We start from the raw sequence: 25,628 nt of genomic DNA, 5'->3' as shown, positions 1-25,628 counted from the left end.
GCGGGGAGGCCTGCCCGGCCCCCCGAGCAGACCTCGGCGCGGGCCTGGGGCCTTCCCCCTAGTCCTGCAGCACGGTGAGGTCCTGTTCGGCCTCCGGCACCGCCACCGTGCCGCGGTCGTCCGGCAGCGGCTGGACGGTGATGCCGGGGACGCCGTCCTCGGTGGCGGTGAGGGTGCGCGAGGCGTACACCGGTCCGCCGGACACGGGCTCGACGGTCAGGGCGTAGACGCCCTTCAGGCCGGCCGGGGCGGGCGGGGTGATGTCCTGGGTGGTTCCGGCCTTGATCGTGTACGTCTTGGTCGCCGCCGAGCCGCCCCCGCTGCCGGCGGAGGCGGTGACCTTGACCTGCGCGGTGGCCGTGGGCGCCGTGACGGAGAGCGTGGTGCCCTTGGCGGTGTTGTCGGCGGACGTCGCGCGCGCGCCGACGGGGGCGGTCGCCGGGAGGAACGCCGTCTCCTGCTTGCTTCCCTTGCCGCGCACGATCCGCAGCGCGGCGACGACCGGCACGGACCGCTCGGTCGGTGTCAGCACCAGCGAGCCGGCCTCCCCGCGGGTGACGTCCCCGAGGTCGACGGCGGTGGTCATGCCGGCCTTCACGTGCAGGGTCTCGTGTCCGGCGGGGGTGATCAGACCGGAGGGGGAGGCCAGCTGCACCTTGAGGTCCGCGTCGGCGTCGCCCGGCGTGTACGCGATCAGGTGGACGGACGCGGCGTCCTTGGGGATGCCGGGCAGGACCAGGGTTCCCGCCGGGTCCGCGGCGGCGGGCAGCCAGTCTCCGCCGAGCTTGTCGTCCAGGGCCTGCACGGCGGCGGCGACCCGCCCGCTGCGCACGTTGAGGTGCACCGTCAGGTCGTTCTGCTTCTCGCCGGTCAGCGTGGACAGCAGCACGGGTTCGCTGGAGTGCGGTTTGACCGTGATGCCGTCCCCCACCGTCGTCTTCAGGGCGCCGTCCTTGCCGTAGAGCTCGATGTCGACGACGGCCGCGGAGTCGTCCGGGTTGGTCAGGTGGACGTAGTCGGTGCGGGAGGAGGCCGTGCTCGCGCCGGGGAACCAGAACTCCGTGTCCGGGGCAGTGCAGGCGACCCCGTGCAGGCCGCGACCGGTACCGGCGGCGATCTCGGTGGTCTCCTGGACGGTCCAGCCGGGCGCGAACCTGCCTTCCGCCGTGCCCACGAGTGCCGGGGCGTCGCCACCGGAGACGTCCCCGGTGGCGGGCTTGCCGGGGTCCTCGGGCGTGAGGACCGGCTTGTCCGACTTCTTGTCGGTGCTCTTCTTGTCGGTGCTCTTCTTGTCGGTGCCCGTGGTGCTTCCGTCCTTCGTCCCGTCGGCGGAGTCAGTGCCGGCCGGGGGCTGCGTGACCGGGCGCAGGGCGGCTGCGCCGTCCTTGCCGGTGCCCTCGGTGGTGGGTGTGAAGGAGGTGTACGAGGTCTCGGCGAGGTCGGAGGTGCTGGGCGCCGGACAGGCCAGTGTGGTGCGTTCCACGGGCCGGCGCACCGCCGCCGCGGCGGTTCCGCCGCCGGGGCCGTCGGGCGCGGTGAGGGCGGCGGCGCCGGTCAGGGCGGCGAGCGCGGCGCCGCAGGCGATCAGGGACAGGGTGGTGCGGTTCACTGCTGGCTCCCGTCGGGGCGCTCGCTGCCGGTGCCGTGCGGGTGCGGCCGCGCGGGGTCGTACGTCGTCGCGTCGTAGCCCTGGTCGTAGGGCTGCCCGTACTGCGCCTCGCCGTGGTTCCCGCCGTAGGCCGCCCCGCCGTATCCGGAGCCGTCGTACTGGGCCGGGTCGTACCCGGTGTCGTAACCGGCCGTCCCGGCACTGCCGTCGTAGGCGTAGGGGTCGTACGTCCCGGACCGGTACGGGTCGGCGCCGTAGCCCTGGTCGTAGCCGCCGTCCGCCGGATACTGCTGCCGGGCGCCCTCGTAGGTGTCGCCGGGCTGCTCCGTGTACACGGTGCCCGCCCCGTCCGAGGCGCCCCAGTCGTCGTAGGACTGCCGGGAGTAGGGCTGCTCCTCGTAGGACTGCTCCTCGTAGGGCTGCTCCTCGTAGGGCTGCTGCTCCTCGTAGGGCTGCTCCGGGTGGGGCGCTCCTTCGTGGGACTGCTGGCGCGGGATGGCGACCGGGTGCTGCTGCGGCGGGGGCGGCGCTTCCTCGTCCACCCGGCCGGCGGCCTCGGCCTCCGCCTCGGCCTGGGCGCGCAGGCGGCGGGCGCGGCGGCCCTCGCCGGCGGCGGCCTCGGCGGGGGCGGACGGCTCCTCCGGCAGGTCGTCGTCGATGTCGCGGCGGCGGCCGGGCAGGGCGAGCACCACGAGAACGGTGGCGAGGGCGCCCTGGGTCCACAGCCAGCCGGTGTGGCCGATCGGGGTGTCGTAGACGACGTCCAGCCGCCCTCCGGACGCCGGCAGTGCGAAGCCCTGGGCCCAGCCGTCGACGGTGGTGCGGGTGAGGGGCCTGCCGTCGAGGGTGGCCGTCCAGCCGTCGGCGGCGGAGTCGGCCAGGCGCAGCACACGGCCGGCGGGCCCGGCGGGGATCTTCGTGTGGATCTCCACGGGCCCGGCGGCGACGGACTGCGGGGTGCCGGTCTCGGAGGCGGTGCCGGAGCCGGTGCCCGCCTTCACCGGGGGCACGATCGTGGCGCGCGCCACCTCGCGGTCCACCCGCCACAGCCCGCTGCCGTCCTGCTGGCTGAGCCGGCTCAGGCCGGGGGTGGCGTCCAGGACGTGGGCGATCCCGCGCGGTGCGCCCTTGTGGACGAGGACGTAGCGGACGGCGAAGGCGCCGAGCTGGTCGGCCTGGTTGGCGCCGGAGCCGGCGACGAGGTTGGCGACGACCTTGTCGAGCCGCTCGTTCCCTCCGGTGGCGGCGGCGAGTTCGGCGTCGCCGAGCCGGGCGCCGGAGCCGCGGACCAGCACGTAGCCGACGCGGGCGGCCGAGTCGCTGTCCAGGACGAGGGTGCGGGCCTGGTCGCGGGTGCCGCTCTCCTCCGCGACGAACGCCGGCACCTGCACCGGGTCGCGGCGCTCCAGTGGGCCGTCGGCGCCTCCGATCACCCAGCCGGCGGCGACGAGCAGCGGGCCCGCGGCACAGGCGAAGGCGATCAGTGCGGCGACCGGCTGGCGCCAGCCGAAGCTCTGCTCGGCCACCCGCGAGCGGGCCCCGTCCGCGCCGAGCACCGCGGCGGTCAGCACGGCGAGCCCGTAGACGAGGGTGGCCGGGCCGGCCCAGGCGGAACGGCTGGACAGCACCGCGAAGAGGAGCCCCACCAGGGCTACCGCCCAGGCGGTGAGGATGCCCGCGCGGCGCTCGGTGCGCAGCAGGGCGGCCAGCGCGGCGAGCACGACGCCGATGAGCATCAGCCCGTGGACCGTGCCGGGCCCTCCGGGGCTGGCGCCGAGCAGGTCCAGGGCCGAGGGGGCGGTCGTCCCCCGGTCGAGGCCGGCCTCCCGGAAGAAGCCGAACGGCAGCAGCGTCAGTGACCAGGGCGCCAGGACGAGCAGCGGGGTGCCGAGCTGGGCCAGGAAGCGCAGTCCGTAGGCGGGGAGGTCGGTGCGGCGCACGGCCAGCAGGGCGAGGCCGAGGGCCAGCGCGATGGGCCAGACGACGGGCGTGAAGGCGGTGGTGAGGGTGAGCAGCAGCGCGTAGGCCCAGGTGGCGCGCCAGCTGCCGCGGGCGCCGGAGGGGTGGGTGAGGCCGCTGGCGGCGAGGGATGCGCGGGCCAGCAGCGGGAGCAGCACGGCCAGCACGGCGGTGCCGATGCGGCCGCCGGCCAGTGCTCCGGTGGCGGCCGGCAGGAAGGCGTAGACGACGGCGGCCCAGGCGCGCAGCAGGCGCGACTCGACCAGCGGCCGGGAGGCGAAGTACGCGGCGAAGCCGGCCAGCGGCACCGAGCACACCAGCAGGACGGTGATCGCGAGGCCGGTGGAGCCGAACAGTGCGGACGCCAGCAGGGCGATGATCGCCAGGTAGGGGGGTGCCGCGGGGGTGCCGCCCGGGCCGACCGGGTGCCAGGCGTCGAGATAGTGCGCCCAGAGCGCGGAGGCGTCGGCCGGGGCGGGGAGCAGGGCGCCTCCGGCGAGCGCGCCGCCGCCGAGGAGGTTGCGGCAGGCGGCCAGGGAGACCAGCAGCAGTACGAGGAAGAGGACCGGGCCGGGTTTGCGGGCGATGCGCCTGAGGCGGGCGAACTGCTCGATCTCCAGGAAGTCGGCGTCGTCGCCGCCGGGCCCGGATTCGACCGCGCCGCCGTGCCGGCCGGCCGAGGTCAGTTCCGGGTCGGAGCGGCCGACGAGGTTGCCGGCGACCTGCTCCACGGTGGCGCGCACGGTCGCGCCGGGCGGCGGGAAGAGCGGCCGCAGTTCCTGCTTGCCGACTGCCGGTCGGCCTCGCCTGCGCCGCGCGGCGATGATCCGCCCGGGCCGCAGCAGGGTGCCGAGCAGGCCGCGGATCTCGTCGACGGCCTGTCCGGGGACCTTGCCGACGAGGTAGGCGACGGTGCGCAGGACGGTGCCGAGGACGAGGCGCAGCAGCACCCAGGGCAGCACGGTGGTGCGGCTGTTGACGAGGAGGGTGTAGGCGGCGCCCGCCTTGTCGACCCGGTGCGGGGACGCGCCGTGCCGGGCGAAGAGGTTCGCCGCGGCGTCCCGGTCGGGCGCGGTGCGGGAGGCGCGGCCGATGCAGTCGACGGTGCGGCGTTCCCGGGAGGCGGCCTCGGCGTGGCGGACCACGGCCTCCGGGGCGACGAGGACGCGATGGCCGGCGGCGTTCGCACGCCAGCACAGGTCCACGTCGTCGCGCATCAGCGGCAGCCGGCGGTCGAAGCCCCCGAGCTGTTCGAAGACGTCCCGGCGGATCAGCATGCCGGCGGTGGACACCGACAGGACCGGTCCGACGTGGTCGTGCTGGCCCTGGTCCTGTTCGCGGCGGTCCAGGCCGGTCCAGCGGCGGCCGGAGTGGGCGATGGTGACGCCGACCTCCAGCAGCTGGCGGCGGTCGTACCAGCCGCGCAGTTTGGGGCCGACGACGGCCACGTCGTCGCGGCCGGCCTCCCGCTCGCGCTCGACGACGCGCAGCAGCTCGGCCAGGGCGTCGGGGGCGGGGGCGCAGTCGTCGTGCAGCAGCCACAGCCACTGCACCGGTTCTCCGTGCGGGAGTTCGGGGAGGTCGTAGGCGTCGTCGCGCCAGGTGCGGGTGACGGGGTCCCAGCCGCTGGGCCGCCTCAGGTACGGCAGGTCCTCCGGGGTGAGGACGGGGGCCGCGCGGTGGGCTTCCTCGACGGCCTGGCCGAAACCGGTACGGCGGGCGAGGTGCAGCACGCGGTCGGCGCCGAGGGCGTCGGTGACGAGCTGGGCGGAGTCGTCGGCGCTGCCGGTGTCGGCGGCCACGGCGGACTGCACGGGGCGCTCCTGGCCGAGCAGGCCGGCGAGCGCGTCGGGCAGCCAGCGGGCGCCGTCATGGGAGACGAGGACCGCGGTCACCACATGACGCGGGAACTCTGGGGTGGCAGCCGCGCTGGGCTGGTCTGCCGTGTGGCTGTGCACGGACATCGAGGTACGGGCCCCGGTTCGGTGGACTGCGGTGGACGCCTGCGCCCGGTGAGGGCGGCGGGGCGTCTCGGACGAGCGACCACACTATCGGCTGGGCATGACGGCGGCCCGCCGCCTGTGGACAACCCACGGGCAACGGGCCGTTGGATGCGTGCGTGGATGCCGTTTGCTCGCACGGGCCGGCTTCGCCGCGGACCCGCTCACGCCCGGGGGCACCCGGTGTCCGGCACTCTCGTCCGGACGGCAGCCGCCCTGTTCGGACGGGGGGCCGCCCGCCTGCGTCCGGCAGCCTTGCCTTGCCGGAGCAGTGCCGGCCGGTCCGGGAGGGCGGCCTGCGCGGCCCGCCTCGTCGGGGCCGGGCCCGTTCTAGACGGCGGCCTTCTTCAGCCGGCGCCGCTCGCGCTCGGACAGGCCGCCCCAGATACCGAAGCGCTCGTCGTTGGCGAGGGCGTACTCGAGGCACTCGGACCGGACCTCGCAGGCCAGGCAGACCTTCTTGGCCTCCCGGGTCGAGCCGCCCTTCTCGGGGAAGAAGGATTCGGGATCGGTCTGGGCGCACAGCGCGCGCTCCTGCCAGCCGAGTTCCTCGTCCGCGTCGTCGACCAGCAGTTCCTGCACCAGCTCGGTCATGTGCGCCCCTCGTCCGTCTTTCGCGTCCCCGTGATGCAGCCGTTACCGAACCGGCTGAACGACACGAGTGAAATTACAAGTGTGCTGCTCCGGGCGAGTCAAGCCGAGATCTGCTATTGGGCCCCTGATTCACTCTGCGGAACCAAGGCCCTGCGGTAAGTGTTCAAATCGCCATAAACCTTGACACAGAGCCGCGCCCTCAAGGGCGCTCTCCCCCGTTCGAAGCCCTCACAGGGCCAGTACGAAGAAGGACGCCCCGGCGTTCGATCCCGTTCCGACACGCACCGCGAAGCGAGCCGGATCACATTCGGATCACGGGATCGCAACGGGGCTTGCGCACCCGGTTGTGCGCCATGTCTCCCGGAGGCCACACGAACAAACCTTTCCCCTCACGGATGAACCGGAAGAGGTGAAAGACGTCCCACATACCGGGAGGGAAGTTGACAGTGCGGGTGTGAGCCGCTGTCCTTGTGGGCATGCTCGCGAACTTGGCACTCACCTCGACCCGCCCCGCCGGGTCCCACGGTGCTGCCCGCGCTCGCTGTAGCTGTTGCCGCTCCTGCTGTTGAGCCGACCGCGCTCCGGCAGTCCGCGCCCGCCCGGGCCCGGCCGCACCGCTCCGCCCCCGCCCCCTCCCGCGGGCCCTCACTCCGCAGCCCGTCGGCAGGAGACCGCACCCCGGCGTGCGGCGCGCACACCCCCACCGGGCCAGCGCACCCGCCCCGCCCTTCCGACCGTCCTCACGGCAAGGAACCCACCGCTTCCATGAACAGCGACAGCGACCTCCAGATCGCCGGCGATCTCCTCGAAGTGCCCCACCTGCTCCAGCCTCCGCGTGAACACCCCGCCACCGTCGCCGAGTTCGCCGGCCTGGCCCGCTCCCTCGCCGCCGGCCGCGCGCAGTGGGAGCACCTCGTGCGCTTCGACGCCGCCACGCGCTGGTACCACCGGCTGCGCACCGGCCCCGGCTACGAGGTGTGGCTGCTGTCCTGGCTTCCCGGTCAGGGCACCGGACTGCACGACCACGGCCGCTCCAGCGGGGTCCTGACCGTCCTGGAGGGCACCCTGACCGAGCGGACCCACCGCGGCTCCCGCGCGCTCGCGCCCGGAGCGCAACGCGTGTTCGCACCCGGATACGTGCACGAGATCGTGAACGACGCCCTGGAGCCGGCGGTCAGCCTGCACGTCTACTACCCGGGCCTCACCGAGATGCCGATGCACACGGCCGCCGACCGCGCAGTTGCCGGTCCCGCCGCCCGCTCCCCCTACACCGCGTCCCCCTACGGCGCGTCCTCCGGCACCACGCCCGCCGGCACCACGCCCGCCGGCACCGCGCCTTCCGGCGCCCGAGCCGCCCAGTCCTCGGGCACGCCGTCCTCGGGCACGCCGTCCTCGGGCACGCCGTCCTCCGCCGGCCCGGGCCCGACCGTCGCCGCCTGACGCGTCGTCGCGGGCGCCTGACAGACTTGGCCCATGCGCATTGTGGTTCTGGCAGGCGGCATCGGCGGTGCCCGGTTCCTGCGCGGTCTGAAGCAGGCCGCACCGGACGCGGACATCACCGTCATCGGCAACACCGGCGACGACATCCACCTCTTCGGTCTGAAGGTCTGCCCCGACCTCGACACGGTGATGTACACGCTCGGCGGCGGCATCAACGAGGAGCAGGGCTGGGGGCGCACCGACGAGACCTTCCACCTGAAGGAGGAACTCGCCTCGTACGGAGTGGGCCCGGAGTGGTTCGGGCTGGGCGACCGGGACTTCGCCACGCACATCGTGCGGAGCCAGATGCTGGGTGCCGGCTATCCGCTCAGCGCCGTCACGGAGGCGCTGTGCGACCGGTGGAAACCCGGAGTGCGGCTGATCCCGATGTCCGACGACCGCATCGAGACCCATGTCGCGGTCGAGGTGGACGGCGAACGCAAGGCGGTCCACTTCCAGGAGTACTGGGTGCGGCTGCGCGCCTCGGTGCCGGCCGAGGCGGTCGTGCCGGTCGGTGCGGAGCAGGCCAAACCCGCCCCGGGGGTGCTGGAGGCGCTCGCCGAGGCGGACGTCATCCTCTTCCCGCCGTCCAACCCGGTGGTCTCGATCGGCACGATCCTCGCGGTGCCCGGCATCCGGGAGGCCATCGCCGAGGCCGGGGTGCCCGTCGTCGGGCTCTCCCCCATCGTCGGGGCCGCCCCGGTGCGCGGCATGGCCGACAAGGTGCTCGCCGCGATCGGAGTGGAGTCCTCCGCCGCGGCGGTCGCCGAGCACTACGGCTCGGGGCTGCTGGACGGCTGGCTCGTCGACACGGTGGACTCCGGGGCGGTGGCGCGGGTCGAGGACGCGGGCATCCGCTGCCGCGCCGTCCCGCTGATGATGACCGACGTCGAGGCGGCAGCGCAGATGGGCCGGGAGGCGCTGGCGCTGGCCGAGGAGGTGCGGGGGGCTTGAGTGCACCGCGGGCGGAGGGGTACCGGGTCTGGGCCGTGCCGGGGCTGCCGGAGGTGCGGCCGGGCGACGACCTCGCCAAGCTGATCGCCGCCGCGGAACCCGGTCTGGCCGACGGGGACGTACTGCTCGTCACCTCCAAGATCGTTTCCAAGGCGGAGGGTCGGATCGTCCGGGCGGCCGACCGGGAGGCGGCGATCGACGCCGAGACGGTCCGGGTGGTGGCCCGGCGCGGGACGCTGCGCATCGTCGAGAACCGGCAGGGCCTGGTGATGGCCGCCGCCGGTGTCGACGCCTCCAACACCCCCGCCGGCACGGTTCTGTTGCTGCCCTCGGACCCGGACGCGTCCGCGCGGGCGATCCGGAAGGGCGTGCGCGACGCGCTCGGCGTGCGCGTCGGCGTCGTCGTCACCGACACCTTCGGCCGGCCCTGGCGCACGGGACTCACCGATGTCGCGATCGGCGCCGCGGGCGTGCGGGTGCTGGACGATCTGCGTGGCGGCGAGGACGCCCACGGCAACCCGCTCGCCGCGACGGTGGTGGCGACCGCCGACGAACTGGCCGCCGCCGGGGACCTGGTCAAGGGCAAGACCGCGGGGCTGCCCGTCGCGGTCGTGCGCGGCCTCGGGCACCTGGTCGCGCCCGAGGCCGACGCCGACACCGACGACACCGACGACCCGGACGACGCAGCCGACGCGGATGACGCGGACAGCTGCACGGGTGCGCGGGCCCTGGTCCGGGATACCCGTGACGACATGTTCCGGCTGGGCACCTCGGAGGCGGTCCGGCTGGCGGTGACGCAGCGGCGCACCGTCCGGGAGTTCACCGAGGAGCCGGTGGACCCCGGGGCGGTCCGGCGGGCCGTGGCCGCCGCGGTCACGGCGCCCGCACCGCACCACACGACGCCCTGGCGTTTCGTACTGCTGGAGTCGGCGGGCGCGCGGACCGCGCTGCTGGACGCCATGCGGGACGCCTGGGAGGCCGACCTGCGGCGGGACGGGAAGAGCGAGGAGTCCATCGCCCGGCGGGTGCGCCGCGGCGAGGTGCTGCGCCGGGCCCCGTACCTCGTCGTGCCGTGCCTCGTCGCGGACGGCGCGCACCACTACGGTGACGTGCGGCGGGACGGGGCCGAGCGGGAGATGTTCGTGGTCGCGGCGGGCGCCGGGGTACAGAACTTCCTGGTCGCGCTCGCCGGGGAGCGGCTGGGGTCGGCGTGGGTGTCGTCGACGATGTTCTGCCGGGACGTCGTGCGCGGGGTGCTGGGCCTGCCGGCGGACTGGGACCCGATGGGCGCCGTCGCGGTCGGCCACCCGGCGCAGCGGCCCGCGCCCCGGCCGGACCGGGACCCGGCGGCCTTCGTCGAGGTGCGCTGAGGGTGGCCCAGGGCCCGTTCCGGGCTCCGGCACCGCGCCCCCGGGCGTCCCCTCGGACCGGGCGGTCCCGGACAGGCCCTACTCTCGTGGGACACATCTCCGGCTCATCTGGGACCCGACAGTGGCAGGACGCTTCGCACCCCGGCCCACCCGCACCACCGTGCGCGGGGGGCATGTCGCCGTGCCCGCCGCGCTTCCCCGCCCGGCTCCCGTGCCGGGACGGGTGCGGACCTGGGTGCCCGAGGGCCCGCTCGACCTCGGGCTGGTGCTGGGTCCGCTGCGGCACGGGAGCGGCGACCCGACCTTCCGCACGCTGCCGGACGGGTCGGTGTGGCGGGCCAGCCGGACACCCGCCGGCCCCGGCACGCTCCGGGTGTCCGGTCAGGGCGGCGAGGTCCGCGGCGAGGCCTGGGGACCGGGGGCCGAGTGGCTCCTGGAGAGGTTGCCCGAGCTGCTCGGCGCAGCGGACGATCCCTCCGCCTTCGCGCCGCGGCACCGGCTGCTGGCGGTGACCCGGCACCGGCGGCCCGGGCTGCGGCTCACGCGTACCGGTCTGGTGCTGGAGTCGCTGATCCCCGCGGTGCTGGAGCAGAAGGTCACCACGCAGGAGGCCTACCGCGCCTGGCGCCTGCTGGTGCGCAAGTTCGGGGAGCCGGCGCCCGGGCCGGTCGACGGGCGGATGTGGGTCATGCCGGAGCCGCGGACGTGGGCGCTCGTCCCGTCCTGGGAGTGGCATCGCGCCGGGGTGGACGACAAGCGGGCCTCCACGGCCCTGCGGGCGGTGCGGGTCGCCGCCCGGCTGGAGGAGGCGGTGGCGATGGAGCCGCAGGCGGCGCAGCGGCGGCTGGAGCTCGTACCGGGCGTCGGCCCGTGGACGTCGGCGGAGACGGTGCAGCGCAGCCACGGCGCCCCGGACGCGGTGACCGTCGGTGACCTGCATCTGCCGGGAATCGTGGGGTGGGCGCTGGCCGGGGACCGGGACGCCGACGACGCGGAGATGCTGCGGCTGCTGGAGCCGTACGCGGGTCAGCGGCACCGCGCGGCCCGGCTGGTCCTGCTCAGCGGACGGACGCCCGGGCGGCGGGCGCCGAAGATGCCGCGGGTGGACATCGCGCGGTGGTGAGCGGCACCGGACCGGCCCGGGGGCAAGGCGGTACGGGCCGACCGGTCGGTGACGGTCTCCTCCGGCGCCTGCGGCTTCTCCGGGAAGGCCGGCGCGCGCCCCGCGGCGTCGGTGGGTGCCGGGCGTAGGCGCACGGTCCCTCCTCGGTGACGTACTCCGGCCGACGGACCGCCGGGCCGGGCCCGGGTTTCCGGTGGCGCTCGGCGGTGCCGCCGGTCCGGTGTCAGCGCCCCTGGTAGCGGGCGGCGGTCGAGCGGGTGGAGTCGAGCTTGCCGTAGAGGTAGCGGCCCGGGCACTCCGTGGCGTAGCCGTCCCGGTGTCCGGAGATGACGTTCAGTCGCACCTCCTTGCCCTTCTTGTAGAGATTGCCACCGCCGGACTTGAGGTACGTCTTCGCGCTGGGGTTCCTCCCGTACAGGCCGAGCTTCCAGGCCGTCAGCTGCGCGATGGCCTTCACCGCCGCGGACGACGGCTTCGCCGAGGTGAAGGTGCCGAGGACGGCGACTCCCATGCTGTCGGTGTTGAACCCGTAGGTGTGGGCTCCCATCACCGGCTTCGCCACGCCGCCGGCACGGCCCTCGTAGATCTTTCCGCACTTGTCGACGAGGAAGTTGTAGCCGATGTCGCGCCAGCCCAGGCTCTTGACGTGGTAGCGGTAGATGCTGCGGATGACCGCCGGGGCCTGCGAGCAGCTGTACGCGTTGCCGGTCACCGTGTGGTGCACGAAGGCCGCCTTGACGGTGTTCGTGTAGCGGAACTTGCTCTCCCGGAGCTTCTCGTCCGCCCCCCAGCCGCGCCGGGTGACGATCCCCGGGCGGGGGCCGATGTACGGCTTCGCCCGCTGCTGCTCCGTCAGCCCGGTGCCGGGCAGGGCGAGCAGTTCCCGCTCCGTCTGCTGCCGGTCGAGCGCGGGGATCTCGGTGGCGCCGAGCGCCACTCCGGCAAGCTCGGTGTTGGCGGCGGAGGCGGCCCGCGCCCGGGAGCCGAGCGCCGCCGGCACCGCGCCCGGCACCGCCTCCGGCTGCCCGGCCACCTGGTCGGGGGTGTCCCGCCCGACCGGCCCGGCAGGTGCGGCGCCGGCGCGGTCGGCACCGGCGGCGCGGTCGGTCCCCTCGGCACGACCGGTACCGTCGGCCGGTGCGGCGCGGCCCGGGTCGACCAGTTCCACACGGAGACCGGAGGGAAGCCGGGAGGGGGCGTCCCCGCCGGTCCCGCCGGTCCCGCCGGTCCCGCCCTCCGCGCGGACGCGGACCTGTACGCCGTCGGAGTCGCCGACCCACAGCGGGGCGGTGCCGCCGCGGACCCGGCCGGAGGCGCGTTCGGCGCTGCCCGGGTCGGCGCCGTGGTCGGCGTTGTCCGGCTCGACGTCCTGCCAGCCGGACCAGGCGCCGGTGGCGGTGGCACGGGCGCGGACCTGCACGGTGCCGTGCAGCGCGGCGTCGGGATCGTCCCAGACGACTCCCACGAGGGAGAAGCGCCGCACCCGGCGGCGGGGCAGGCCCTGTTCGGCGGCCGGGCCGAGGGAGCGGTCGCGGGCCAGGGGTTCGAGGGGCAGCGACTGGGTACCGCCGGCGACACCGCCGGACGCGGCCGCCGCCCGGCCGGCTATGGCCGCCGCGCCGGCAGCCGGCGACGTACGTGCCGCCGGCGCGGGCGTTGCCGCGGCGGGCTGGGTCAGGGGGAGGGCGAGCGCGGCCGCACAGGTGGCGCCGATCGAAGAAGCAAGCAATCTACGCATGCCCTCGATCCTGGACATAGTCATACATATCTGTCCATCGGGGAACTGACGGTGCATCGGAACCATTCCGCCGAACCGGTGGCGCACGGCGGGCCGGCCGGGGCCCGACCGGGCTACGCGGGTCGGACCGCGGGCAGGGGGCGGCGTAACCTGATGCGGGTGAACGCCACCGATCGCACCCCTGCCGACCTGCTGCGTTCCGCGCTCGCCGCGGATCCCGCGCGCCCGCTGGTGACTTTCTACGACGACGCCACCGGCGAACGCGTCGAACTGTCCGTCGCCACCTTCGCCAATTGGGTGGCCAAGACGTCGAATCTGCTCCGCGACGAGATGTCCGCCGAGCCCGGCGACCGGGTCGCGCTGCTGCTGCCCGCGCACTGGCAGACGGCCGTCTGGCTGCTGGCGTGCGCCTCGGTGGGCGCCGTCGCGGACGTCGACGGCGATCCCGCCCGGGCGGACTTCGCGGTGGCCGGTCCGGGCCGTTTCGAGGAGGGGCTGGCCTGCCGCGGGGAGCGGTACGCGCTGTCCCTGGCGCCGCTCGGCCGGCGCTTCGTACCCGAACCACCCCAGGGCTACGCGGACTACGCGGTGGAGGTGCCCGGCCACGGCGACCTGTTCACGCCGTACGCGGCGGTGGATCCGGAGGAACCGGCGCTGATCGTCGCCGGGGCCGAGTACACCGGGGCCGAGATCGTGGAGCGGGCGCGGGCGGACGCCGCGGGACTGGGCCTGACCGGGCCCGGCTCGCGACTGCTGTCGGCGCTGCCGTACTCCACCTGGGAAGGCCTCAGCGCGGGACTGTACGCACCGCTCGCCTCCGGCGGTTCGGTGGTGCTGTGCCCCGCCCTCGGCCAGGCCGACGCCGAAGCGGTGGCCAAGCGGATCGAGAGCGAACGCGTCACCGCCACGGCGCGCTAGCGGGCACCGCGCCCCGTCCCGCCGCGGACCGCTCCCCCAAGCCCCTCGCCACCCAGCCCCACCCCGCACCGCCTCCTCGTCCGTCCCGCGGTACCGGCGGCGGCCCGCCCCAGACCCGTACCGCCACCGCACGCACCCGCCGCCCGTGCTGTCGCCGCCCGCGGTCGCCGCCCGCGGTCTCGTCCCCCGTTCGGCCCAGTCCCGCTCCCCATGTCAGCCCGGTGCGCGTCATCGTCGTAGCAGCAGGTGCCCGGCACCGGACACGGAGGGCGGCCCGCGCGTCGGGCCCTGAGGATGGAAGCCGAGGACGACACGGGCACAGGAGCAGGCGCAGGAGCAGACACAGGCGCAGACGCAGACGCAGACGCAGGGCCGGAGCAGGACGAGACGTTCCTACGGCGAAGGGGGACGCTGCCGTGACCGACGCCGCGGGGAAGCCCGCCGGAAGGCCGTACGGCCCCGAGCCGGGAGCGACCGCCACCGGCACCGGACTGGCCCGGCGCCGCCGCAGGCGCTGGCTGCGCGGTGGCGCCCTGGGGGTCGCGGCGTTGCTGACGGCGGCCGCCGGCACCGGCTGGTTCCTCTACGCCAAGCTCGACGGGAACATCACGGCGGACGAGGCGGCCGCCGCCGAACTGGCCCGGTACGACAAGGAGCGGCCGACCGCCCTGGTGAAGGACGCCCAGAACATCCTGCTGATCGGGTCGGACACCCGCTCCGGCGAAGGGAACGGCGAGTACGGGCGGGACTCGGGGACGGAGCGGTCGGACACCGTGATCCTGCTGCACCTCGCCGCGGGGCGGCAGCGGGCCACCGCGGTGTCGATCCCGCGCGACCTGATGGTGGACGTGCCGGACTGTCTCCGCCGCGACGGGCGCCGCGGCGGACCGGTGTTCGCGATGTTCAACTACGCCTACGAGATCGGCGGCTCCGCCTGCACGATCCGCACCGTGGAGAAGCTGACCGGAATCCGGATCGACCATCACGTCGTGGTCGACTTCAGCGGCTTCAAGAAGGTCGTGGACGCGGTCGGGGGCGTCGGGATCTGCCTCGCCGAACCGATCCGGGACAAGGACGCCCGGCTCCGGCTGCCGGCCGGCCGGGTCACGCTCGACGGCGAGGAGGCGCTCGGCTACGTCCGCGCCCGCAAGTCCCTCGGCAACGGCAGCGACACCGACCGGATGAGCCGCCAGCAGCACTTCCTGGGGGCTCTGATGGACGAGGTACGCGGAAACGACGTGCTGCTCAACCCGGTGAAGCTGTATCCCGTCCTGGACGCGGCCACCTCGTCCCTCACCACGGATCCGGAACTGGCACATCTGCGCGGTTTGTACCGCCTTGTGCGCGGCCTTCGCAATATCCCCACGGAACACTTGCAGTTCCTGACCGTTCCCCGGGAGCCGTACTCCCGCGACGCCAACCGGGACCAGCTCGAGCAGCCGGAGGCGCGGGAGCTGTTCCGGCGGTTGCGCACCGACAGGCCCGTGGCGGTCGGCGCGTCCACGCCGACCGCCGACGCCCCGACGGCGGGGCGCACGTTCGACGGGAGTACCGCGACCGAGGACGCCTGCGGGTAAAGCGCTCACCAAGGTGGCGAACAGCAGTTCTGGGAATGGGGACAATTGCCCGGTTGTAAGGGCGTGGAGTTTGTCACCGTAGTCGCTTGCCGCCGAATGGGGCGGATAGTGTGAGCGGTCCGGTGCACCGGCCACGCGACCGTTCGCGGGCACTCGCACTGTGAGACCGAGACCGGAGCGCCTCCGGGGGTGAGGCGCGGCGTGGCCCCGACGGAGGATCAGGCAACCGTGGACGCGCAAGGCCGTGGGCGGGCGGAGAACGTCGATCCCGCCGACCAGTGGGTACTCAACCCGAACACCGGCGAATACGAGCTGCGACTGAGCCGTTCCGCTCCGCAACCGCCGGTCCCCGGACCCCGGAGGCCGGCGACGCGGACACAGGCACCCGGTGCACGGGCGCCGGGGCGCGGGGCACCCGGGCGTGCGGCGCCGGGACGTGAGGCTCCGGGACGTGAGGCACCCGGCCGCGAAGCGCCGGGGCGTGACGTTCCGCCACCGCGCAGGCGCCGCGGCACTCCGGAGGAGCCGCCGCCGGGTCGGCGCGGGCACCGGCCCCCGAAGAAGAAGTCGCGCGCCAAGAAGGTGCTGGTGTGGACCGGCGGCACGATGGCGTTCGTGGTGGTCGCGGCCGCCGCCACCGGCTACTTCTACCTGAAGCACCTCGAGGGCAACGTGCAGTCGACCGACGTCGGCGACGCCGGTTCCAAGGGTTTCAGCAAGGACGAGGCCTTCAACATCCTGCTGATCGGCACCGACAAGCGCACCGGCAAAGGCAACGAGGGCTACGGCGACAAGGGCAGCGTCGGGCACGCCGACACCAACATCCTTCTGCACGTCTCCAAGGACCGGACGAACGCCACCGCGCTGAGCATCCCGCGCGACCTGGTGATCGACGTCCCTGACTGCCCGACGAAGCAGGAGGACGGCTCCACCAAGGTCATCCCGGGCACCGAGAACGAGCGCTTCAACGTCAGCCTGGGGCAGTCAGGCCGCGACCCCGGCTGCACCATGCGCACCGTCGAGGCGATCACCGGGATCCACGTCGACCACTTCATGATGGCGGACTTCAACGCGGTCAAGACGCTGACGACGGCGGTGGGTGGCGTCGACGTCTGCGTCGCGCACGCCGTCAACGACAAGAACTCGCATCTGAAGCTCCCTGCGGGCAAGTCGACGGTGGAGGGCGAGCAGGCCCTCGCCTTCGTCCGCACCAGGCACAGCTGGGGGAACGAGGGCGACCTGGACCGCATCAAGGTGCAGCAGCAGTTCCTGAGTTCGCTGATGCGCAAGATGTCCTCCGGCGACACCCTCACCAACCCGACCAAGCTGTACAAACTCGCCGAAGCAGCCACGAAGTCCCTCACCGTCGACACCGGTATCCACAGCCTGAACACCCTCAAGGACGTGGCGCTGGAGCTGAAGAAGGTGCCGACGAAGAACATCACCTTCCTGACGGTGCCGGTGCGGGACAACCCGGCGGACGGCGCCACCCACAAGACGGTGCTCCTCCAGGAGGACGCCTCGGCGAAGGTGTTCAACGCCATCAAGAACGACGTGTCCTTCACCGAGGTGAAGAAGCAGCAGCAGCAAGCCGCCAAGGACGCCCAGGCCGCCAAGTTGAAGGGCACCCGGTCCGCGGCCTCCGCGGTGCGGGTGCGGGTGCTCAACGGCGGCGCACCCGGCGGAAGCGCGCAGCGCACCCTGGAGTGGCTGCAGAACGAGCAGGGGGTGACCAAGTCGGAGAACGCGGGCAACGCTCCCGCGAACGTCGCCAGGACCACCCTCGAGTACGCACCCGACCAGGCGGACCAGGCGCGCGAGTTGGCCGCACTCATGGGCCTTCCGGGCTCGGCGATGAAGCCGGGCAAGAGCGTGACCAACTCCCAGGGTCTGCCCACGATGACGCTGACGCTCGGCCCGGACTTCGACAAGCCGGGCACACCGCTCACCGCTCCGACGAAGGCGCCGGACGTCGACAAGACCACGGCGGACGAGGTCAAGTGCGCCAAATGAGCCGCTGACCCGGCTCGACCGCCCTGCCGCGCGTCCCCCGGGCGTACGGCGGGTGCGGCGCGCACGCACCGCACCGTGGCACCACCAGGGGGAGGACGGGGCACATGACGCAGTGCGGCCTGCGGGGTGAGAGGAGCGCGGGCGAGGACGGCATAGCCGGCGCCGCGGCAGGGCCGTCGGCACCGGCCGGTACCGGCCCGCACGACCGCGGGGCGCACCCGGCGGCGCGTGACCGGCCCCGCCGCGGGCACCGGGTACTTCGCTGGTCGGCGGCGGCCCTGGCGGTCCTGGTGCTGGGTACCGCGGGCGGCGGCTACCTCTACTACCGGCACCTGAACGGCAACATCCGCAAGGACGCCCTCAACCTGGGCGACCGCAAGGACCGGGCGGCCGCGCCCACCGCGAACGCGGCCGGACACACCCCGCTGAACATCCTGCTGATCGGCTCCGACGGACGGAACAGCGCCGAGGACCAGAGACTCGGCGGCGCGAAGGAGACGTTCGACACCCCGCCGCGGGCCGACGTGCAGATGCTGCTCCACCTCTCCGCGGACCGCACCGACATGTCCGTCGTCAGCATGCCCCGCGACACCCTCGTCCGGCTGCCGAAGTGCACCGACCCGGACACCGGCGAGGTCTACCCGGCGACCGTGTCGCGGAGGATGACGAACGAGTCGCTCGGCCGCGGCGGCCCCGGCTGCACCGTGGCGACCTGGGAGAAGCTCACCGGCATCCACATCGACCACTTCGTCATGGTCGACTTCGCGGGTGTCGTGTCGATGGCGGACGCCATCGGCGGGGTGCCGGTCTGCGTCGACGCCGACATCTACTCGCACACCTCCAGCGGACACGGCTCGGGGCTGCGGCTCGAGAAGGGCACCACGTACGTCAAGGGCGAGCAGGCCCTGCAGTGGCTGCGCACCCGCTACGGCTTCGAGGACAACACGGACATCGCCCGGGCCAAGGCGCAGCACCAGTACATGAGCGCGATGGTCCGGCAGCTCCGCGCGAACGCCACCCTCGGCAACCCGAGCCGGCTGCGCGGGCTGGCGGAGACGGCCACCCGCGCCCTCACCGTGGACGAGGGCCTGGGCGCCGTGAAGAAGCTCTACGACCTGAGCGTGGAGCTGAACAAGGTCCCGACCGACCGCATCGCCATGACCACGATGCCGTGGGTCTACGCCGCGGACGGCAACCGGGTGCTGCCGAAGCCGGGCGACGCGGAGCAGCTGTTCCGCCTCGTCCGCGAGGACATCGCACTCGACGGCAGCGACGGGGAGCAGGGCGCCGGCGGGAACCCGGAGCAACAGGACCAGGGGAGCACCGCCACCGCCTCACCACCGGCGCCCTCGGCCTCGGCCGCCCCGGACGCGGAGATCGCGGTCCGGGTGCGCAACGGGACGCGGAGCGGCACCCGGGCTGCCGTGAACGGCCGGGCGGAGGCGGTCCGCCGGCTCCTCGCCGGCAAGGGCTTCGCCCGCGCCACGGTGGACCCGTCCGCCGCTCCCGGCGAGGAGACGACGGTCGTGCGCTACCCGGGCGCGGATCTGCTCGGCGACGCGCAGCGCGTCGCCGGGATCCTGGGCCTGCCCGCGAGCGCGGTGCGGCAGTCGGCGAACGTGTCCGGAATCACGCTGGTGGTCGGCGCGGACTGGCGGTCCGGCACCACGTACACCGCGCCGGACACCGGGCGGACCGGCCAAAACGGCTACAGCACACCGGAGTCGGCCGACGTCCTCAACGGCTCGGACAGCGGCTGCATGCACGTGAACCCCGACTACATCTGGTAATTCTCGGGCAGTCGCCGGGAATGCGATCTTCTCAGCCACATTGATCGATATCCGGTCAACAACCTGGCCTGAACTAGTTCGAACTGATCGAACATGCCAAGCTTTGTACCTCCCGGGGGTGATAAACCCCTGCGAGGCCATTGAACCCAAGGGGGACTGATGGGGGTCAGGAACAAGGCCGGGAGAGTCACCGCGTCACTCGGACTCATCGTGTCGGGAATCGCGGGTTACTCACTCGCCACCGCACCGGCCGCGAGCGCCGCCACCTACGGCTGCAACGGCTACCAGATCGATAGCTGGAACAACGTCGGCGACGACGACAAGGTCTATGCGACAACGTACGTGTTCTGGGATGGCACGTACAACTGCGTCGCAGCCGTGAAGCGCGGCGACTACTACGGCAAGTCGTCCCGCATACGTGTGGAGGGCTACACCGACGCAGAGGGCTACATCGGCAAGGACGACGGCCACTACCTCTACTACGCCGACTTCAAGTTCTACGGCAAGAACCGCTGCATTGCAGTGGAAACGGACATATGGAACTTCAACGGTAACAACATCATTCAGGATCACGTTCCGTACGACGGGTACTTCCACTGCGGCTGAGGGGGGCTGACGTGCAGCACTTCAGGATGAAAGTCGGACGCTGGCTCATGAGCGCGGCGGTCCTACTCGGGGTCGCCGTGGCAGGTCCGGTCGCGACAGCGCCGGCTGCAGCAGCGGCCACCGGATGCAACGGCACGCTCATCGACCAGATCAACCACGACTACAACGGGTCACTCGTCGCCATCACCTACCTGTACTGGGACGGCACGTACAACTGCGTCAAGTCCGTGAAGGCCGGCTCCTATTACGGCGTCAGCTCGCGCATGGGTCTCACACTCATGACTCCGGACGACATGACCGGGGACACGGGTTACTTCAAGTACTACGCAGGGCCGATCAAGCTATACGGCAAGGGCAAGTGCATCGCCTTCGAACTGGACATGTGGAAGCCAAACGGCCCGAACTTCCTGCAGGACAGGATTCCTTTTGACGGCTGGTTCCACTGCGGCTGAGTGCGACTCGCTGTCGGCCCCTCCTCGAAGGAGGGGCCCCTCGCCGTTTTCGCAGCGAGGACCAACGGAGACCCGTCGAAAGCCTCCAGACCGAATCCCAGCCCCGACAGCCCGCCCCGTCACTTCCGCAACCTCGGAAGACGGTGGACGGCGGACGACCACGAAAGGCGACCGCCTCGCCTGCCTGCAGCGTGAGACCATCGGGAGCCCCGGGTACGCGACCGACGACCCCGCACGACCTCAACACCGCGCGCCACCGGTGACATTCGTCACGACGTGCGGTAGGCCGGTCGCAGGCGCGGGTGTCGCCGTCCCGGGAGAGGACGCCGCAGGCGCCAAGCCCGGCCCCATCCCGATCTCCCGGCACGCAGCGAACAAAGGCCGCACCCCACCCTCAAATGACCACGCCGTCATGCAACATCGGTCGCCGCACCGCCCGCGTTCCGACCCGCCGCAAGACGGGTCGACGGCGCCCCCTCCGTGGAATCAGGCACATGACCGTCGCGTGTCGTCGGGAGCAGGCAGTGTCCGCGCTTCGGCGCCCCCGGCTCAAGCCTGCGAAGGACGTTGCAGAATACATGGAGCGACTACCGCCCCTGCGGCTTTTTCACCACTGGCACCGGTTCGGGGCGGACGGATCCGAAACCTTGGTCCTCACCGCTCCGGCGAAGACGCCGGATGCGGACGAGTCCACGGCAGAGAAAGTTCAGTGCATCAATTAGCGCCCCGAGGGCCACCTTAAGGGCCTGTCGTGCGTCCAACTGGACGATGGCAGGCCCGTCGGGCGACTTGAAGGGTGGGGAGACGGAAGCATGACGCAGAGCACTGTGCCCGGAGAGGGGACACGGAGGGGCAACCGCCGTGCCCGCGAACTGCACCAGGAGACCGCTCGGCGTGCGGCCAAGCGGTCGGGGCACAGGGGTTCGGACGGCGAGGAGCCGGGTCGCAGAGGCCAGCGTAAGCGGCGACGCAAGGGCAAACACCGCATATTCCGCTGGATCGCCATATCCATGGCGGTGCTGATACTCGGCACCGCCACCGCCGGCTACCTCTACTACCGGCACCTGAACGGCAACATCCAGTCCGGCAAGCGGAGCAGCGGGGACTCCAAGGTCAGGAAGTCCGCGGCGAACGCCGACGGACAGCGCCCCCTGAACATCCTCCTCCTCGGCTCGGACAGCCGTAACTCCGCGGAGAACGTGAAACTGGGCGGGCACAAGGAGAGCGTCGGCACCAAGCCGCGGGCCGACGTGCAGATGCTGGTCCACCTGTCGGCGGACCGCAAGAGCGCCGCCGTGGTGAGCATCCCGCGCGACACCCGCGTCGACATCCCCGCGTGCACCGACCCGGCTACCGGCGAGAAGTTCCCTGCGACGAACGAGATCATCACCGACACACTGACCCGCGGCGGGGCCGGCTGCACGCTGGCCACCTGGCAGAACCTCACCGGCGTCTACATCGACCACTGGATGATGATCGATTTCGCCGGCGTGGTGAGCATGGCGGACGCCATCGGCGGCGTCGACGTCTGCGTGAAGCAGAACGTGTGGGACCACCCGACGGCCATGGTCCGTGGCGGCTCCGGTCTGAAGCTGAAGGCCGGGACGACGAAGGTCAAGGGCAAGCAGGCGCTCCAGTGGCTGCGCACGCGCCATGCCTTCTACAACGATCAGGGTCGCGCCAAGGCCCAACACATGTACCTGAACTCGATGCTCCGCAGCCTGAAGGAGCAGAACGTCTTCACCGACAGCGGGCACCTGCTGAACCTGGCCGAGGCGGCCACGAAATCGCTGAAGGTCTCCGAGGAGATCGACTCGGTCAAGAAGCTCTACGACCTGGCGATGCAGCTCAAGACGGTGCCGACCGACCGCATCACCATGCTGACCGTGCCGACGATCAAAGACAACAAGGACGACCAGCACCTGCTGATGGCGGAGGCGAAGGCCGACAAGATCTTCTCGATGCTGCGCGAGGACGTGCCCTTCGACAAGAACGGCAAGGCCGCGGCGGCGACTGCGGCGCCGAGCCCGTCGTCGGCGTCCCAGGACCCGGCCGCCCCGGACGGCCAGATCGCCGTCCAGGTGCAGAACGGCACGCAGACGGACGCCCAGGCCGCCACGCCCCACCGAGCGGGCGCCGTCGCCCAGCTGCTCCTCGACAAGGGCTTCACGCAGACGGAGGTGGATCGTTCGCCTCCGCTCAGTGAGAAGACCACGGTCGTCCGCTACCCGTCCGCCGATCTGAAGGGGGACGCCCAGCGGGTCGCCGAGGCGCTCGGCATCCCGGCGACGTCGGCGCAGCCTTCCAGCGCTGTCTCCGGCGTCACGGTCGTCGTGGGCGCCGACTGGCGCTCGGGCACGACCTACCCGAAGCAGCCGGCGCCGAAGGCCGGGGACATCCCCGACGGCTCGGACGCCTCCAACGCGTCGGACGAGGTCGGTATCAACGGCCAGTGCATGGATGTGTACTGGCCCTACCGCTGGTAGGGCGCCAGAGCGAAAGCAGATGCGGATGCGGGTGGGGCCGGGAAACCAGTTCCCGGCCCCACCCGTCCCGCCTGTCCGGCCGGCAACCGCATCGTGCGCCTCCGGCCGTCCTCCGCTACTCGGTCGACCCGGCGGCCGGGTCGACCGACTCCGCCGGCTCCGTCACCGCCGGCCGGCGGGACGCGATGACCCTCTTCGCCAGTGACCGCGGGCTGGTGAGGAAGCCCCAGCCCCACGACATGTGCATGGCGCCCAGGGCCACCGGGATCCGCAGCCGCGCCTTCGGCGGCAGGCCCCTGCCGGCCGGGACGGACCCGGCGGCGATCGCGGCGAGGTAGCCGCCGGGGAGCAGGAAGCCCCACGGGGTCAGCAGGGCCCCCGCGACCAGGCCCGCCGCGACGGCGCACACCGCGGTCGGCGGGGCGAGGTAGCGCAGGTTGATGGAGCCGGAGTGGTAGCGGGCCACGACATGGCGCCAACGGCCGTAGTCCTTGTACTGCCTGGCCAGCGCCCGCACGCTGGGCCGCGGCCGGTAGGACACCTTCAGCTCCGGGGAGAACCAGATCAGCCCGCCCGCCTCGCGGATGCGGAAGTTCAGCTCCCAGTCCTGGGCGCGGATGAACTCCTCGTTGTAGCCGCCCTGCCGCTCCAGCGCCGCACGCCGGAACACCCCGAGGTAGACGGTCTCGGCCGGGCCGGCCCGGCCGCCGGTGTGGAAGGCGGCGTTGCCGACGCCGATCCGGGACGTCATCGCGGCGGCGACGGCGTGCTCCCAGTCGTTCTCGCCCTCGGCGTGCATGATGCCGCCGACGTTCTGCGCGCCGGTCTCCTCCAGCAGCCGGACCGCGGTGGCGATGTAGTTCGGGGACAGCATGCCGTGCCCGTCGACGCGGACGACGACCGGATGGCGGGAGGCCTTGATCGCCGCGTTGAGCGCGGCGGGCGTGCGGCCCGTCGGGTTGGGCACGGTGTGCACGCGCGGGTCCTCGGCGACGAGTTCGGCGGCGATCTCGTCCGTGCGGTCCGCGGAGGGACCCAGGGCGATCACGACCTCCATCTCGCCGTCGTACTCCTGCGCGAGGATCGCTTGGACGGCTCCGCGCAGATGCCGCTCCTCGTTGAGGACGGGCATGATGACGGACACGGCGGGGAGCTGCACGTCGGACTTGGCGTTCATCGGTGCTCACGTTACCGCGAACGGGGGACAGCCTTGCGCGCCGCCGGGTGCGCTGCACCGGGCGGCAGATCGTATCGGCCTACTGTGCTCACGGTCCCACGTACGGCCGTCGTCCGGAGGTGTCCCGTGCCCACACCGCCTCGGTCCCCAGCGGCCCGGCCCCAGCGGCCCGCGCGGCCGGCCCGCCCCGCGCGTTCCGGGCGGCCGCAGGCCCGCCCGCGGCCGTCGCAGCGGGCTCCGCGGCCGCCCGCGCGGCGCAGGAGGCCCCGCTGGGCGGTGCGGGCGGTGACCACCCTCTCGGTGGTCGTGCTGGCCTCCGCCGGGATCGGGCACTCCCTGATCAGCAGCCTGAACGGGGACATCGCCCGGGTCGACCCCTTCAAGGACATGAAGAACCGCCCGCGGGCCGGCCACGGCATGAACATCCTGCTGGTCGGCACCGACGGCCGGGACGACATCAGCGAGGAGCAGCGGCGCCGGTACCGGCTGGGCGGGGCGCCCTGCCACTGCACGGACACCATGATGATCGTGCACATCGCCGAGGACCGGAAGCGGCTGAGCGTGATCAGCCTGCCCCGCGACTCCTACGCCGAGACTCCGCCGCACACCGACCGGACGACCGGGCAGAAGCACCACGGCCACCCGCTGAAGCTGAACGCGGCCTACGCGGAGGGCGGCCCCCAGCTGACCGTGCGGACCGTGGAGCGGATGACCCATGTGAAGATCGACCACTACCTGGAGGTCGACTTCACCAGCTTCATGAAGACGGTGGACGAGCTCGGCGGGGTGAAGATCTGCACGCCGAAACCGCTGAAGGACTCCTACACCGGTCTCGACCTCAAGGCCGGGCCGCACCGGCTGTCCGGCGGCGAGGCCCTGCAGTACGTCCGTGCCCGGCACGCCGACGGCACCTCCGACCTGGGCCGGATGAAGCGGCAGCAGCGCTTCCTGGCCGCGCTGGTGGACCAGGCGACGTCGTCCGGGGTGCTGCTGAACCCGCTGAAGTTCCGGGACGTGATCCGCGCGGTGCTCGGCTCGGTACGGGCCGACAAGGGCTTCCGCACCGACGATCTGCTCGCCCTGGGCCGCGCCATGCGCACCTTCTCGCCCTCCGGATCGGAGTTCACGACCGTCCCGATCGGAAAGATGGGCTTCGACGTCAAGGGCATCGGCTCGACACTGAAATGGGACCCGGTGAAGGCCAAGGCCCTGTTCGAGAAGGTGCGCGAGGACCGGCCGCTGACCACGCGGCCGCGCCCGCGCCCCAGCGCCGTCACGGTGCCGGTCGCTCCGCAGCAGATCCACGTGCAGGTCGAGAACGGCACCCGCACCTCCGGTCTCGGCGGGCGGGTGGACCGGGCGCTGGCCGCGGCGGGGTTCCGCACCACCGGCCGGGCGGTCAACGCGGACGACCGCGCCGTGCGGCACACGGTCGTCGCCTACGACCCCCGCTGGGACCGTTCGGCGAAGTCGCTGGCCGCGGCCCTGCCGGGCAGCGAGCTGCGCGCGGTGAAGGGGCAGGGAGCACTGCTGAAGGTGATCGCCGGCTCCGACTTCCACCAGGTGCGCCCGGTGCGGGCGGCCCAGCCGGAGCGGCCGCCGAGCCGCCCCGCGGTGGTGCGGGGCGACGACGAGGTGCGGTGCTCCTGAGGACGGGGTGCGGTGCTCCTGACGACGGGGTGCGGTGCTCCTGAGGCGGGTAACGCGCATCTCCCGGCCCGGGCCCCGGCAGCCGCCGGGAACCGGCCTCCCCGGCCTCTCCGTCCTTCCCGACCGCCCGGCA

16 protein-coding genes and 1 pseudogene are annotated in these 25,628 nt (G+C 73.0%); 12 read left to right on the top strand and 5 right to left on the bottom strand.

Going from position 1 to position 25,628, the window contains the following annotated elements; translation table 11 throughout:
- Nucleotides 1-58: 58 nt before the first annotated feature.
- The 3 genes from ACL02U_RS24680 to ACL02U_RS24670 all read right to left on the bottom strand — a co-directional run bounded on the left by ACL02U_RS24680 (nucleotide 59) and on the right by ACL02U_RS24670 (nucleotide 6,162).
- Nucleotides 59-1,609: a DUF5719 family protein gene (locus tag ACL02U_RS24680; RefSeq protein WP_412793112.1), complete on the bottom strand. Its 1,551-nt coding sequence runs from the start codon at nucleotides 1,607-1,609 to the stop codon at nucleotides 59-61.
- Nucleotides 1,606-5,532 carry a glycosyltransferase gene (locus ACL02U_RS24675; protein ID WP_412793111.1) on the bottom strand — a complete coding sequence of 1,309 codons (3,927 nt, stop codon included), beginning with the start codon at nucleotides 5,530-5,532 and terminating at the stop codon, nucleotides 1,606-1,608. The genes ACL02U_RS24680 and ACL02U_RS24675 overlap by 4 nt, the downstream gene beginning before the upstream one ends.
- A 366-nt stretch (nucleotides 5,533-5,898) precedes the next feature.
- Nucleotides 5,899-6,162 (bottom strand): WhiB family transcriptional regulator, encoded by a 264-nt coding sequence (locus ACL02U_RS24670; RefSeq protein ID WP_164338682.1) that lies wholly within the window; start codon nucleotides 6,160-6,162, stop codon nucleotides 5,899-5,901.
- Between the two features lie 765 nt (nucleotides 6,163-6,927).
- Here ACL02U_RS24670 and ACL02U_RS24665 point away from each other — a divergent pair.
- The 4 genes and pseudogenes from ACL02U_RS24665 to ACL02U_RS24650 all read left to right on the top strand — a co-directional run.
- A pseudogene (locus ACL02U_RS24665) lies at nucleotides 6,928-7,410 on the top strand (cysteine dioxygenase); the annotation flags it as partial.
- Between the two features lie 225 nt (nucleotides 7,411-7,635).
- Nucleotides 7,636-8,595, top strand: coding sequence for a 2-phospho-L-lactate transferase (cofD, locus tag ACL02U_RS24660; protein WP_412793110.1), 960 nt, complete (start codon nucleotides 7,636-7,638; stop codon nucleotides 8,593-8,595).
- Nucleotides 8,592-9,965: a coenzyme F420-0:L-glutamate ligase gene (locus ACL02U_RS24655; protein ID WP_412793109.1), complete on the top strand. Its 1,374-nt coding sequence runs from the start codon at nucleotides 8,592-8,594 to the stop codon at nucleotides 9,963-9,965. Before cofD ends, ACL02U_RS24655 begins: the two co-directional genes overlap by 4 nt.
- 121 nt (nucleotides 9,966-10,086) lie before the next feature.
- Complete coding sequence (locus ACL02U_RS24650; protein ID WP_412793108.1) at nucleotides 10,087-11,088, top strand: DNA-3-methyladenine glycosylase family protein; 1,002 nt, start codon at nucleotides 10,087-10,089, stop codon at nucleotides 11,086-11,088.
- A gap of 223 nt (nucleotides 11,089-11,311) precedes the next feature.
- On the opposite strand, the gene ACL02U_RS24645 is transcribed toward ACL02U_RS24650, so the two are convergent.
- On the bottom strand, nucleotides 11,312-12,844 hold the full coding sequence (locus ACL02U_RS24645; protein WP_412793123.1) for a peptidoglycan recognition protein: 1,533 nt from the start codon (nucleotides 12,842-12,844) through the stop codon (nucleotides 11,312-11,314).
- Between the two features lie 141 nt (nucleotides 12,845-12,985).
- Between ACL02U_RS24645 and ACL02U_RS24640 the strand changes: the two genes are divergently transcribed.
- The 7 genes from ACL02U_RS24640 to ACL02U_RS24610 all read left to right on the top strand — a co-directional run bounded on the left by ACL02U_RS24640 (nucleotide 12,986) and on the right by ACL02U_RS24610 (nucleotide 22,668).
- Nucleotides 12,986-13,744, top strand: a complete 759-nt coding sequence (locus ACL02U_RS24640; RefSeq protein WP_412793107.1) for a TIGR03089 family protein — start codon at nucleotides 12,986-12,988, stop codon at nucleotides 13,742-13,744.
- A 416-nt stretch (nucleotides 13,745-14,160) separates the two neighbouring features.
- Entirely contained in the window at nucleotides 14,161-15,321 is a 1,161-nt protein-coding gene (locus tag ACL02U_RS24635) for an LCP family protein (RefSeq protein ID WP_412793106.1), read from the top strand.
- Nucleotides 15,322-15,549: 228 nt separating this feature from the next.
- Entirely contained in the window at nucleotides 15,550-17,334 is a 1,785-nt protein-coding gene (locus ACL02U_RS24630; protein ID WP_412793105.1) for an LCP family protein, read from the top strand.
- Nucleotides 17,335-17,438: 104 nt separating this feature from the next.
- The gene (locus tag ACL02U_RS24625) at nucleotides 17,439-19,124 is read left to right on the top strand and encodes an LCP family protein (protein WP_412793104.1); all 1,686 of its coding nucleotides are present in this window, start codon (nucleotides 17,439-17,441) and stop codon (nucleotides 19,122-19,124) included.
- Between the two features lie 159 nt (nucleotides 19,125-19,283).
- The gene (locus tag ACL02U_RS24620; RefSeq protein ID WP_412793103.1) at nucleotides 19,284-19,730 is read left to right on the top strand and encodes a hypothetical protein; all 447 of its coding nucleotides are present in this window, start codon (nucleotides 19,284-19,286) and stop codon (nucleotides 19,728-19,730) included.
- 11 nt (nucleotides 19,731-19,741) lie between these two features.
- Entirely contained in the window at nucleotides 19,742-20,182 is a 441-nt protein-coding gene (locus ACL02U_RS24615) for a hypothetical protein (protein WP_412793102.1), read from the top strand.
- Between the two features lie 812 nt (nucleotides 20,183-20,994).
- Entirely contained in the window at nucleotides 20,995-22,668 is a 1,674-nt protein-coding gene (locus ACL02U_RS24610) for an LCP family protein (protein WP_412793101.1), read from the top strand.
- Nucleotides 22,669-22,783: 115 nt separating this feature from the next.
- Here the strand turns inward: ACL02U_RS24610 and ACL02U_RS24605 are convergent, their stop codons facing one another.
- Nucleotides 22,784-23,845, bottom strand: a complete 1,062-nt coding sequence (locus ACL02U_RS24605) for a glycosyltransferase family 2 protein (RefSeq protein ID WP_412793100.1) — start codon at nucleotides 23,843-23,845, stop codon at nucleotides 22,784-22,786.
- 276 nt (nucleotides 23,846-24,121) lie between these two features.
- On the opposite strand from ACL02U_RS24605, the gene ACL02U_RS24600 reads away from it, so the two are divergent.
- Nucleotides 24,122-25,495: an LCP family protein gene (locus ACL02U_RS24600; protein ID WP_412793099.1), complete on the top strand. Its 1,374-nt coding sequence runs from the start codon at nucleotides 24,122-24,124 to the stop codon at nucleotides 25,493-25,495.
- Nucleotides 25,496-25,628: the final 133 nt, after the last annotated feature.

The organism is Streptomyces sp. MS06 (assembly GCF_047200655.1).
Lineage (GTDB): Bacteria > Actinomycetota > Actinomycetes > Streptomycetales > Streptomycetaceae > Streptomyces.
Note: the sequence above shows the minus strand (reverse complement) of the source record. Positions and strands in the feature narration are given on the sequence as shown.